Annotated in this window: 12 protein-coding genes; all 12 read right to left on the reverse strand. The window is 39.4% G+C overall.

Translation table 11 applies throughout. From position 1 onward, the window contains the following. Positions 1–79 precede the first annotated feature (79 nt). Positions 80–1,123, reverse strand: a complete 1,044-nt coding sequence (locus tag NSA47_RS11000) for a M42 family metallopeptidase (RefSeq protein WP_257531955.1) — start codon at positions 1,121–1,123, stop codon at positions 80–82. After that, entirely contained in the window at positions 1,120–2,331 is a 1,212-nt protein-coding gene (locus tag NSA47_RS11005; protein WP_257531957.1) for a cache domain-containing protein, read from the reverse strand. Before NSA47_RS11005 ends, NSA47_RS11000 begins: the two co-directional genes overlap by 4 nt. Positions 2,332–2,593: 262 nt before the next feature. Further along, positions 2,594–3,457, reverse strand: a complete 864-nt coding sequence (locus NSA47_RS11010) for a 2-oxoacid:ferredoxin oxidoreductase subunit beta (RefSeq protein ID WP_257531959.1) — start codon at positions 3,455–3,457, stop codon at positions 2,594–2,596. After that, positions 3,458–5,134 (reverse strand): 2-oxoacid:acceptor oxidoreductase subunit alpha, encoded by a 1,677-nt coding sequence (locus NSA47_RS11015; protein WP_257531960.1) that lies wholly within the window; start codon positions 5,132–5,134, stop codon positions 3,458–3,460. It lies immediately after the preceding gene. Between the two features lie 32 nt (positions 5,135–5,166). Further along, on the reverse strand, positions 5,167–5,793 hold the full coding sequence (locus NSA47_RS11020; protein ID WP_257531962.1) for a cyclase family protein: 627 nt from the start codon (positions 5,791–5,793) through the stop codon (positions 5,167–5,169). Positions 5,794–5,796: 3 nt separating this feature from the next. Beyond that, complete coding sequence (zwf, locus tag NSA47_RS11025; protein WP_257531964.1) at positions 5,797–7,290, reverse strand: glucose-6-phosphate dehydrogenase; 1,494 nt, start codon at positions 7,288–7,290, stop codon at positions 5,797–5,799. Next, the gene (gene gnd, locus NSA47_RS11030; RefSeq protein ID WP_257531966.1) at positions 7,283–8,182 is read right to left on the reverse strand and encodes a phosphogluconate dehydrogenase (NAD(+)-dependent, decarboxylating); all 900 of its coding nucleotides are present in this window, start codon (positions 8,180–8,182) and stop codon (positions 7,283–7,285) included. Before gnd ends, zwf begins: the two co-directional genes overlap by 8 nt. A 136-nt stretch (positions 8,183–8,318) precedes the next feature. Then, complete coding sequence (locus NSA47_RS11035; protein ID WP_257531968.1) at positions 8,319–9,458, reverse strand: HD-GYP domain-containing protein; 1,140 nt, start codon at positions 9,456–9,458, stop codon at positions 8,319–8,321. A 99-nt stretch (positions 9,459–9,557) separates the two neighbouring features. Further along, positions 9,558–10,466: an ATP-grasp domain-containing protein gene (locus tag NSA47_RS11040; protein ID WP_257531969.1), complete on the reverse strand. Its 909-nt coding sequence runs from the start codon at positions 10,464–10,466 to the stop codon at positions 9,558–9,560. A gap of 53 nt (positions 10,467–10,519) precedes the next feature. Continuing rightward, on the reverse strand, positions 10,520–11,380 hold the full coding sequence (rsmA, locus tag NSA47_RS11045; protein WP_257531971.1) for a 16S rRNA (adenine(1518)-N(6)/adenine(1519)-N(6))-dimethyltransferase RsmA: 861 nt from the start codon (positions 11,378–11,380) through the stop codon (positions 10,520–10,522). After that, the gene (gene rnmV, locus NSA47_RS11050) at positions 11,381–11,926 is read right to left on the reverse strand and encodes a ribonuclease M5 (RefSeq protein ID WP_257531974.1); all 546 of its coding nucleotides are present in this window, start codon (positions 11,924–11,926) and stop codon (positions 11,381–11,383) included. It lies immediately after the preceding gene. 56 nt (positions 11,927–11,982) lie between these two features. Next, on the reverse strand, positions 11,983–12,987 hold the full coding sequence (locus NSA47_RS11055) for a resuscitation-promoting factor (RefSeq protein WP_257531976.1): 1,005 nt from the start codon (positions 12,985–12,987) through the stop codon (positions 11,983–11,985). Positions 12,988–13,236: the final 249 nt, after the last annotated feature.

A 13,236-nucleotide genomic window follows, 5' to 3' on the forward strand; every position in this document is an offset into this window, starting at 1 on the left:
ATCTCTCCATGTTTTGTGTACTGTCTACAAAAATTGATGGGTGAATTTATAAATTGAATTCTCTGGCTAATCTCTTTAACTAACCTAAGAGATGAATATAATTGACCAATAATGCAAAAGTGTTTTCTATTCCTTCTCTATGGGTTCTCTCATAGCCATGGGAGGCATATACACCTGGGCCTAATAATCCATGTTTGATATCAAAGCCTGCGGATAGGGTAGCCTCTACATCAGAACCATAACGGGGGTAGATATCCACTGCATAATTGAGTTTTTGTTCTTGGGCAATGTCTATTAGTCTAGTGGTCACATCATAATCGTAAGGCCCCCCAGAATCCTTGGCACAAATAGAGACCTTGTGCTCGTCAGTTTCTAAATCATCTCCTACTGCTCCCATATCTACTGAAATCATCTCGGTAATATCTTGGGGAACACCTGCAGCCCCACCATGACCTACTTCCTCGTAAGTAGTGAATAGGAGATATATCTTACGGTTTAGGGGAATATTTTCTTCTTTGATCATTTTGGCTAAGGCTAATAAAATACCCGCACTAGCCTTATCGTCTAGATGTCTACTTTTTATATAGCCCCTTTCTGTAACTATGGTGCGAGGATCGAAGCTGATAAAATCCCCTACCCTAATGCCTAATTCCATAACCTCTTCCTTGGAAGCCACTTTTTCATCAATGACTACTTCCACAGTAGAATCATCTCGTTTTAGCTCCCCAACATCACTGTACACATGTACACTGGCATTGGTCAATTGGATGGTAGCGCTATATTCTTTGTCCTTACGGGTGTGAATAATACAATTTTCCCCCTCAATATTGTTTTCAGGAAATCCTCCAATTTTGGTAAGTCTTAATCTTCCATTGGATTTAATAGAGCGTACCATGGCTCCTAGGGTATCGATATGGGCGGCTAACACCAATCCATCACCCTGTCCTCCTAGCTCTACCAACACTGAGCCCTTGGTGGTACTCATAGGTTGATAGCCCATTCTACTCAATTCTTCTATTAAGTATTTTTCTGCTTTTCTCGTGAATCCTGTTGGGCTAGGCGTCGTGCAGAGATTAACGATTTGCGCTATGGAATAATCTATATATTTTTTAACATTATTCATTCTTTTCTCTCCTTCTCTGTGTCTTCTTCTAATAATTCTTTTTTCCAAAAATAGATATATTCACTAATCTTGGCTAAGTCTTTTCTTTCCACCAATACCTCTGTATCCTTTAGATGTTGAATATCCTCTTCTTTATATTGAGCTAATTCTTTATTTTTCATTTTTTCTATTTCCTCTATACTTTTTTCCACAAATTTTATCTTGGCTAATTTTGCTACAATGATATTGAGCAATAGTATCCATGTAATGAAAAATACGCCCCCTAGTATATACACCCATACTTTCCCTTTGTAAATATCTTTTACATTTCCTATTATTTTGTCAATAGGCATAACACTAGCAGTATACCAGTTTAGAGGTCCTAAGGGAGCTACCCCTACAGCATAGGATTTTCCTTTTATCTTTATTTCCTTTACTTTATAAAAGGTTTCCTCTTGAATAAAACCTTGAATTAATTGTTCATCTATAGGGTACTCTGACGGAATAATAAAGGAATGATGACTATTGTCGTATACGCTTAGCTCTTCAGGTAGACCTAGTAACATATCTTGATATACATCATTCATGCTTTGGGTGTTTATAATACTCACTAAATAGCCTACGCTTTTATCTGTTTCCAATCCACCTATGGCCTGGAGAGTAAAAAACATTTTTTCATGGGGCCCTTTCACAAAAAATGATGGTGGTGCTTCATAGGACCACAAGACTTCATCTTCTTTGTTTTCTAAGCTTTTAAAATAGGGACTTTTAAAAAACTCTTGGCTATCTATACTATAGGTGTCCTCATCATTAAGTACTTCTCCACTTTGGGTAATCAGAAATAATTGTTGAATATAGGGATTTTTATCCTTGGCAATTTGGAATTGTCCTTGGACGAATTGATCAATTTTCTCCCTTAGGGGTATCTCCAAATCCCCATAATCTTGTATAGCTTTTCTAATCCCATTATGAGTAGCTATCTCCTCAGTGGTTTGGTGGATATCCCCTAAAAACAATCTAAGGGTTTGGCTAGATCGAATAAGAATTTGTTCTGAATTTTTAATTCTGTCCTCTTTCACGGTCTGCAATGTGTTTTGAAGAATAAACATGGTGTAAAATAGGATGGAAGCAGATATTAGCACAATGGCTATTGCCCATAGCTGCCCCCTACTTTTAATTCTTTCTGCGCATTTTCTCAAAAAAGAGTTTATTTTTTCCCCCTTGTACATCAAGAACCCTCTCCCCGTGCATTAGTTTTTACGCTTTGCTATCCTTTATTTTACAACAAAAGTGTCTATTTTCCAAACACTTGACTCTTCTCCAGGAGAAAGCAGCTATCGCCGCTCTGATGCCATAGAAAAATTTGACCTTTTGCTAACAAAACCAACTTTTCTATAGCATAGAAGAAAAAGAGACTATGGGTTTGCCGATCTCTCCTCCTACAAAAAACAGAGAGATTGCTCTATAGAACAATCTCTCCACTATGCTATACTATCTGAAATCCTCCATAAACTTTTCTGCATCCTTCGGTGCCCATTGTCTATCCACCAAGGCTGGACCTTCCTGTAGGTGAGGAATTCTTTCTATGAAGGTGGGTTTCTCTTCTTTGTAAAGTACACCTATAGGAATCTTCTCTCCCCACTCTAGGGCCTTTTCAAAGGCAGCTACCTTATTGGTAGGGTCATAGTTTTCATCTAGCTTATATACTCTTTGTTTATACCAGGCAAAGGTGTTGACATGATTAAAAGAAACACAGGGTTGGAATATATCCACTAGAGCATATCCCTTATGGGTAATGGCCTCTTTCATGATGGATACCAAATGCTCCTTATCTCCCGAAAAACTTCTTGCTACAAAACTACATCCTAGACTTATGGCCAATGCCATGGGGTTTAATGGATCATTGGTCATACCCTCTTTCTTTAGATGGGTCTTATGTCCTCGATCAGTCGTGGGAGATCCTTGCCCTTTGGTCAGTCCATAAATTTGATTATCATGTACAAATTGAGTAATATCAATATTTCTCCTGATGTTGTGAATAAGGTGATTGCCCCCCTCTCCATAGCTGTCCCCGTCTCCTGAATGATGGGTCACCACTAAGTTTTTGTTGGCCATTTTAGCCGCTACAGCTCCAGATAGACCTCTACCGTGAAGGCCATTATAATTATTGGCGTTAATATAATAGGGGGTCTTACCAGCCTGACCTATGCCAGAGGCTACCAATACTTCATGGGGCTTTAGCCCTAGCTCTGCCAAGGCTTGTTTTAAAGCAGCTAATATGCTAAAATCACCACAGCCTGGGCACCATGCAATTTCATCTGGTGAATCGAATTGTTTAACATTGATCTCTGTCATTTACAGCACCTCCCCTTTTAGTTGGTCATAAATATGCTTGTAGTGCATCTGTCTTCCATCATATTTTAAAATACTCTTGTTACAAGCGATCCCAGTCTCTTGCCTAATGAGTTTTCCTAATTGCCCCGTATAGTTTTGTTCTATATTAATAATATTTTTGGCTTTAGCTGCATACTTTTCTAATAATTTCGTAGGCAGGGGATAGATATCTCCAAATACCAAGGCCCCTACTGAGTATCCTTCCTCCTGCAGTAATGCAATAGCCTCTCTTAAAGGTCCATGCATGGATCCCCAAGCAAGAATTAAATGTTCTGGCTCCTCTACACCAAAGTAATCTGGCTCTAAAAGATCATCTTTTAAAAGTTCTAGCTTTTTCATACGCTTATTCATCATAGCTGTGCGAACCTCGGCAGATTCGGTAATACGCCCCTCTTCATTATGTTCCTCACTACCAGAGATCACAATTTGCCCTGGCACTTTTCCTGGTATCATTCTTGGGGAAATTCCATTTTCTGTGATCTTATACCGCTTATATTCCCCCTCTTTCAGTCCTTCTCCATTAAATAAATGTCTATCTATGGTAAGTTTATCAAAATCAAAGGGCGCAATGGTCTGTGTCCCATCTGCGAGATATTGATCTCCTAAAATAATCACCAGCATTTGGTATTTGTCAGCAATATTTAAAGCTCTAACCGTTTGATAAAAGGCATCCTCTGGATGGCGAACGGCAATAACCATTCTTGGGAATTCTCCGTGGGAGGCCGTGAGGACAAAGCTCAAGTCACTTTGTTCTGTCCTGGTAGGCAGTCCTGTTGCAGGGGAAGGCCTTTGGACATCCACCACTACCAAGGGAGTTTCTTGTACCCCGGCCAGTCCTAAAGCTTCTACCATGAGGGAAAAACCTCCTCCAGAAGTCCCCGTCATAGATCTCACTCCGGCATAGGATGCCCCAATGGCCATATTAATAGCTGCAATTTCATCTTCCGCTTGCTCCACTAGGATACCTGCTTGCTCTTGTTTTTCAGCCAGATAGGTCATGATACTGGTCCCTGGCGTCATAGGATAGGCAGAATAGTAACACACTCCTCCTGCTAAAGCTCCTAAGGCAATGGCTTGATTACTATTGATGATGATATGTTTATCCTCTGTCCCCTCCTGTAGGTCAAAGTGTTTTTCTGTAATTTCATAGCCTCTTTTGTAAGCTTCAAAGTTTAACAATCCAATTTTGTCATTAAATCTTTCTTTAAAAACATCCTCTACTTCTGTATTGGTCATGCCAAATAGTTTCACCAGTGCTCCTATGGCTACTGAACCAAATACTTTAGGATTTTTAAGTTCCTTTGCAATGCCTTTCATAGGAATATGTATGACTCTAGAATCCTCCACCTGAATATCTTCATCACAGAGAATTACTCCATTGTCTCCTAATCGTTCTGTATGAAAATCAACAGTATTTTTATCTAAGGCAATAATTACATCTAATTTTGTTTCGTGGCCGTACAATGGCTTTGTGCCAAATCGTATTTGGGTAAAATTATGGCCACCTCTCACCCGGGACATATAATCCTTATTTAAGAAAATATAATAGCCCTTTCTTTTGATTATTTTTTCCAAGATTACACTTAAGGTGTCCATGCCTTGTCCGGCAGCACCGCCAATCAATATATTGTAATCCAAAATTAACACCCCTTTGCTATATTTTTAATTTTTTATAGATTCCCTTGGATTAAGACCGCCCTTACAGGAGATGCTTCCCCCCCTTTGATTTTTAAAGGTAGGGCAATGAGTGTGTATTCTCCTTCCTCCACATCCTTTAAAACCAGCCCTTCTATGATGAGAATATCTGCCTTCATTAGGGTGTGGTGAGTATCATGATTGGATTGAGCTCTTTCTATACCCAGAGCATCAATGCCCACCCCTATAACTTCCTTTTCTTTAAGGTATTGGGCCCCCTCTTTATCCAGATAGATGAACTCTACATTAAAGACATCTTCAAAGGAGTTACGGGTTTTGAGAAGGATAAAATCTCCTTTTTGGATATCCTTATTTTCAAGATGCTTTTTAGACACACTCTTTTGGGCTTTAGTAACATCTAATACCTTGCATTTCACAATGGTCTTGGACAAATCCTGACGGTCAATGGTATCTCCTCCCTGCATCATGTGAAGAGGGGCATCCATATGGGTACCCGTGTGTAAATCCATGGTAATAATTGATTCATAAACACTGCCCGTGGTAAAATCCCGGCTTGTTTTTAGATGGGGTCTCTTTTCCTCCCTATTTTTATAGACCATCATGTCGTGGGTTATTTCCATAGAAATATCATAAATTTTCATTGATTAACCTCCTAAAATATTCCACCACTTTCTGTTATCCCTTTGTAATAATTCCATTGCTCCCTGGGGTCCTCTTTCTCCTGCTGGATATAGGAGAATTTCTTCTGCCTTCCTTCGCCACGCCCTTTCAATATTGTCCACAATCTTCCAGGAATATTCCACTTCGTCCCAACGGGTAAACAAGGTAGACTCTCCCCTCATGACATCATAGATCAATCTTTCATAAGCTTCCGGTGAGTTTTGTTCTACTTGGCAGTTTTGACAATAATCCATTTCCACGGGAATGATTTCCTTTATGGTCCCTGGCTTTTTGGCATTAAAACGCAGAAAGGCCCCTTCCTTGGGCTGAATACCAATGACGAGCAAATTGGGCTGCAAGTTTTTATACTCCTTAAAATATAATACCTCTGGCGGCCTTTTAAACTCTACGACAATTTCGGTAGACTTCACCGGCATTCTCTTGCCTGTACGAATATAAAAGGGTACCCCTACCCATCGATAGTTTTCTACCGCCATCTTCATGGCCACAAAGGTTTCGGTAGTAGAGGCCGGATTTACACCCTCCTCTTCCCTATACCCTTTCACTGGTTTTCCATCTATTCTTCCTGCACTATATTGTCCTCGCACAATGTTTTCAAATACCGTTTTCTGGGAAAGCTCTTCTAAGGATCGTAGGACTCGTATTTTTTCATCTCGAATGGATTGGTTATCCAACCTTATAGGGGGCTCCATAGCGGTAAGGGTAAGGAGCTGCATCATATGATTTTGAATCATATCCCTTAGGGCTCCTGATTGATCATAATACTCTCCTCGGGTGCCTACTCCCAATTGTTCGCTAGAGGAAATTTGAATGTTATCAATATATTGGCTATTCCATATAGGTTCAAAAAATGCGTTGGTAAAGCGAATAACCATGATATTTTGTAACATTTCTTTTCCTAGGTAGTGATCAATTCTATAGATATTTTTCTCTTCAAATACTTCGGTAATGATTTGATTAAGCTTTCTGGCAGAATTTAAATCCTTGCCAAAGGGCTTTTCTATAACCACCCTTCGCCAACTATTTTCCTTTCTATCCATGTCATGGACTTTAAGCTGCTGCACAATAAGCCCAAAGTATTCTGGAGCAACGGCCAAATAATATATACGATTGCCCTGGGTTTGATAGATATTTTCTAGGACAGCCAAAAACTCCTTTAGCCTTTCATAGCCTGCAGGATCATCAAAATGAAAGGGGAGATAATAAATTCTTTGACTTAAGGCCTCCCATGCTTCTTTGTCTATGGTAAAGTCTGCTTCTTTCTCCATGAAGGAATAAATATATTCTCTATATTGCTGATGGTTTTTCTGTCTTCTTCCTACTGCAACCAGGGCAAAGCCCTGGGGTAAATCTCCTCCTTTTTGGAGATGGTAAAGGGCAGGGAAAATTTTTCTCTTGGCTAAATCCCCTGTTCCTCCAAATAAAACCGTAATGTTGGAAAGATTAGATTTATTCATGTTTTACAACTCCATGTCCTCCAAACTCATCCCGCAGGGCCGCTACTACTTTCCCAGAAAAACTTTCCTGCTGCTCTGATCCGTAACGAGTAAATAGAGATTGGGTAATTACTGGTGCAGGTACTTTTAACTCCAACGCCTCCTGTACCGTCCATAGTCCCTCTCCTGAGGAACGGATAACTCCAGTAATGTCTTCCAATTGGGGACGCTTTTTAAAAGCACTTTCGGTTAGTTCCATCAACCAGCTTCTTACTACTGAGCCATGATTCCACACCTGAGCTACTTTTTCCAAGTTGAGGTCAAAACTACTGGTATGAAGTATTTCAAAACCCTCTCCTATGGCCTGCATCATTCCATATTCAATCCCATTATGGATCATCTTTACAAAATGGCCTGTTCCGTTTTCTCCTGTATGAAGATAGCCCTTTTCTACACAGATGTCTTTAAATATAGGCTCTAGATACTGAAAAACATCATCCTCTGCCCCTATCATGGTACAGGCTCCCCATCGTGCTCCCGATGTTCCACCGCTAGTGCCCACATCTACAAAGTCAATGTTTTTCCCCTTTAATTCTTGATATCTTCTTAAGGTATCTTTATAATGAGAATTTCCTGCATCAATGACAATATCTCCTTCATTTAGATGGGGAACTAGTTTCTCTATCATTTCATCCACTGGGCTTCCTGCTGGTACCATAATCCAAATGGCTTTCCTACCACTGAATTTCTCAGTAAGTTCTTGTATGCTATAGGCTCCCTCTACTCCCTCTTTTTCTATAGCTTTTACCTTTTCTAGAGAGCGATTGTAGGCTACAACCCTATGGCCTTTTTCCTTCATATTCAATGCAATATTGTACCCCATCTTTCCCAATCCGATTAATCCAATCTCCATTTATTTCACTCCTTTTTAAGCTCCTATGACTACATTATTTACCCTAAATCCTGTAATATAACCATTTTTTATTATTTCCCAATAATAAAAAAAGATGCCTAAGGCATCTCTATCGCTCTATGTTTGTCTTTATTTTTTAAAATCCCAGGGCCTTATCTGTATCCTCCTTAGCAGGATCCTCATATTGTATGCCCTCAATGACAATGGAATAATTTCTATATAAATCTATGATATCATCTCTAGCATATTGATCATTTTCCAAAATTACCTTTACCACTGGCCGTAGAGGTAGATGGTGATTGATTTCCACTACCACTGCTACACACCCATTGCTTAATTTAATCAATGTTCCTACAGGATAGGGGATGATTTTCCTTATGAAGGTTCTTACCATAGTGTAGTCAAATTCCTTATCCACTGCCCCCATGATATATTCCATGGCTTCATTGGGAGGCATACCTCTTCGATAAGGTCTATCCGAAGTTAAGGCATCATATACGTCCGCAATAGCCACCAATTTGGCATAGGGATGAATTTTCTCACTCTTTAACCCTCTAGGATAGCCGGTACCATCCACTTTTTCATGATGTTGAAGAACGATGGCCCTAGATAGGGAACTAATTTCATAAATGTCCTTTAAGTATTCATAGCCCTGCCTAGGATGCTCTTGAATTAGTTCAAACTCCTTATCATCTAACTTCCCTTTTTTATTGAGCACTTCCTTAGGAACAAATATCTTTCCCACATCATGAAGCATAGCTCCCACTGCAAGATCTATCAATTGCTTTCTATTGTATCCTAATTCAATGCCCATAACCAGGGATAAAATAGCCACATTGACACAATGGGCGTAGGTATAATTGTCCATGCTTTTTATATCCACTAGATTAATCATGATGCTTCTTTGTTCTAATATTTCCTCTACAATATTTTCTGCAATTTCCCTTAGGGATTGCAAATATTCCCTTTGTTTCACCTGCTCATCTTGTTTTTCCTCTTTTATCCCCACCTCTAAAGGATAATTAAAAAAACCAAAATAATTTTTTACGGAAAATATAGCTTTTTGCCTTAATTCCGGTCTGATGACATCTTCAATTTCCTCTTGACTATATTCATCTTGAATATAAAGGGACAAAAAACCATGACACTGCACCCTTTGTAAAATTAAAGAAGTTAAAGGAACGCCCTTTGCTAAGAGTACCCTTCCCTTGGCATCATAAATAGATTTTGATAAATAACTTCCCGGCTTAATACAGTTAATAGGGACTAATCTCACATTTACTCTCCCCTTTTGGTCTTATCATATATTTATTCGACATAATCTTCCATTTTTATAGTCTTATTTTGTATTTTATCATAAATATTTAAAGAGGATTTAATCAAATAGTCCCAATCTTACTCGGATAAAGCTAAAAATCTCCTCAGGGATATTAATATCATAACAAGCCTCCATGGCCTTAAAGCCTGGGGAAGAATTTGCTTCACAGATTTTAAAATGTTCTCCATCAAATAAGAGATCTATGCCCGCTACTTCTAAATTTAAAATCCGGGAGGTTTCGGTAGCTATCCATTCAATCTCTGAAGTTAACTCCACCTGCCGCATGGTACCCCCTTGGGCAATGTTGGCTTTAAAATTCCCATCTTGAGAAATTCTTTCCATACAAGCCAAAGCCCTACCTCCTACAGTAAATACCCTTAGATCTCTGCCTGCACTATCGGCTACAAATTCTTGCACAATAATATTGGCTTTGTGGTTGGTGGCGTTAATTAAATCCATTAAATCCTTAAATTTGGACTTGCTTTCTGATAAAAACACCCCTGTTCCTTGGGCACCGGATAAGGTCTTTACAATCACGGGAAAACCAAATTGTTTTTCCACCATATCAATATTAATAGGGTATTTTGCCAACATGGTTTTTGGTACAGGCATGTTCATGGAAGCCAATATTTGCTGACTATAAAGCTTGTCCTTCACAGCCTCTATGCTTTCAGAGGAATTTATGGTATATACGCCCAATCTCTCTAGGTGCCTGATTACCGCCAAAGCAAAATAGGTGGTGGAAGCCCCTAGTCTGGGTAATAAAAAGTCCGGCAAGGGCACCACTTCTCCATCTACTATGACACTTTTTCGATCATCCCGAGTGACGATTAAGTCAAATTGTTCAGGTGCAACTATTCTTAGCTCTATATTTTGCTTTTCAGCCTCTTGTATAAACCGTTCAATTTCATGCCTTTCCTTCTTTAACCCTGCATCATATTCCTGATATAATATCCAACCCCTCATCACAAATTCCTCCTTGCTCTCCTCTTTGTTTTTCTTTTTATTCTTTCCTTTATCTACTCTCCTGCAATGCTATTAGCAATATGGGCAAATTCTTCTAGCGACAAGGTTTCTCCCCTTCTTGTGGCATCTATATTGGCTGTTTTTAATACCTCTTTGATCTTCCCCTTCTCTATTTCCAATTGACTAGAGCTTAGGGCATTTAATAAAGTTTTTCTTCTTTTTCCAAAGGCAGCCTTTACTACCGCAAAAAATAGCTTTTTATCCTTCACCAACACCCTAGGTTCCTTTAAAATGTCTAGACTTATAATGGTAGACTCTACCTTTGGAGCCGGTATAAATACACTAGGGGGCACATTGCCAATAATGCGGGGCTGTGCATAAAATTGTACTGCCACCGAAAGAGCTCCATAGTCTTTTCCTCCTGGGCTGGCCTGCATTCTTTCGGCTACTTCCTTTTGAATAAGTATAGTGATGCTCTCTAGGGGTAAATCCTCCTCCAATAACTTCATGACGATGGATGTGGTCACATAGTAGGGAAGGTTAGCCACTACCTTGATGGGTCTATCCCCAAAATAATCTCTAAGATGTTCTTTCAATGGCAATTTTAATACATCTCCATGTAGCACCTGGACATTGGTATACTCCCCCAAAGTCTCCCGGAGAATAGGCAAAAGGGCACGGTCTATCTCTATGGCCAACACATTATGGGCATGCTGGGCTAACTTTTGGGTCATGGTGCCAATTCCTGGACCGATTTCCAATACTCCATAATCCTTATGTATTCCTGCACCATCTATAATCTTGTCCAGTATATTGCTATCAATGAGGAAATTTTGGCCTAGACTCTTACTAAAGCGAAAGCCGTACTTTTCTATGATCTCCCTGGTCACTTTGGGAGAGGCTAAATTTTTCATTTACTGACCCCCACTCCTTTCCAACCACTCTAATGCTTCTTGAAATTCCTCTAGGGAAATAGAATAGTGATTGAGTCTTTTTAAAAATTGTTTTGCATTGGCGTATCCTATTCCTAAATGATCCCCTAACTTTTCCCTTCTTATTCTCGATGAATCCCCCATGACTAGTCCAGCATCTATCATATGTTCCAATGTGAAAAGCTGTCTGTTTTCCCCTTGAGTCTTTACTCTTTCCAGTGCCTCTCTGATATGCTCTGGGGTAGCATTTTCCACTCCTACATCATTATCTTTAATGCTATACTTTTTAGGCAAATAGGCATGCTTACACCCTGGGACTCTCTCTGAGATAATTTTTCTAATTTTCTCCCCTGGAAAATCTGGGTCTGTAAGAATTATAACACCTGTCTTTTGCTGTGCATAGCGAATTCTTTCAATGGTTTTTTCTTCTATGCCCAGGCCGCTAGTAATAATGACCTCTGCGTCTACCGCCCTCTTTACCGCTGCCTCATCGTCTCTTCCTTCCACTACAATAACTTCTCGAATCATGTCTTTCCTCCTTTTCTTTATTTTACCAAAAAAGCAAGCAGGCAGCTATCGCTGCCCTATCTCCCTAATAAATAAATTTTTACTTTTCTTCGTCCATAGCGCAATGCCTCTGCCCTTGAACCCATGGCCAAATCTATGCGGTTTCCCTTAATGGCCCCTCCAGTATCTAAGGCCTGGCCAAAACCATAACCCGGCACATATAATCGAGTGTAATAAGGGATGACCCTGGGATCTACAGCAATTACTCCCCTTTTTAGTGGAGCCCCTACACTGGTGGTATTTCCTACTCCGGCATCACCTTGGCTATAGGCCGTGGCGGTTACTGTCATTGTTTTTTCAAAACGAGTAGCCCCCCTAGAGGTGTTTATGGTGCTTAGCATCCCTACCTGTATCACTTCATCCTTTGGTTCGATGACCACCTCTTCTTTAAGGGTTTCCCTCTGGGACTCTTCTCCATCCTCATAGGTTATTTTTATTTGATTTTTCTTTAACCCTTTCTGGCCTTTTTGTACAACCTTTGTCTTCCCTTTTTCTAAATGGTTGTCTGGTTTTTTCTGGGTAGTAAAATCTATATTTTCTTCTTCGGTAATGATTTTCTCGGTGACTCTGACAATATGAATTTCTCTTTCTTCCTCTATTTCAGCCTCTTTATCAGGGGCCACCCGATCAAGAGGATTTATCCTAATCCCTGCTTCTTCTATGATTTCTCCTACCTGAGTCAATGCAGTGGTAACTTGATAATTTTTCCCATCCACTAAAATATGCAGGGGTACTGCTCTTTTTATCTGTATTTCAATACCGTCCTCTAAGGGGGTATCCAGTGCCGGTTCTACGATATCTTTGTCCTGAAGAGAAATATTCTTTTCTTTTAATACCTGTTCTACAGTTTTACTTCTAGTGGTTAATTTGATTTCTTCTTTAACATCTATTATGGTGATATCTTTTTGGGTTAAATGGTAGAACCCTACTGCTGTAATTATACCTACAGTCAGTAGCATCAGAAGGATTGGATGCTTGTAATTTCCTATCAGCTCCCTTACCTTCTGCCTATGATTTTCCATTTTGATTACCTCCTAATTTTTGGTCTTTGGGAGACTAAAACATGGTATACCAACCTTATTTATTTGTCAAATTTATCCTTTAGAATTATTCCCTTCTTTTTTAATTTTATACAATAGGTAAAGATTAGTGACACATGAACTGGATTTAATCATAAAACTGTCTTACACATAAAAATATAAAAAGCATAGAACCTCTTCTGCTTAGAAGTCCTACGCTCTTTGTAAATAAATCATTATTTTGTATTGATT

The sequence above is a fragment of the Irregularibacter muris genome, from assembly GCF_024622505.1.
GTDB lineage: Bacteria > Bacillota > Clostridia > Eubacteriales > Garciellaceae > Irregularibacter > Irregularibacter muris.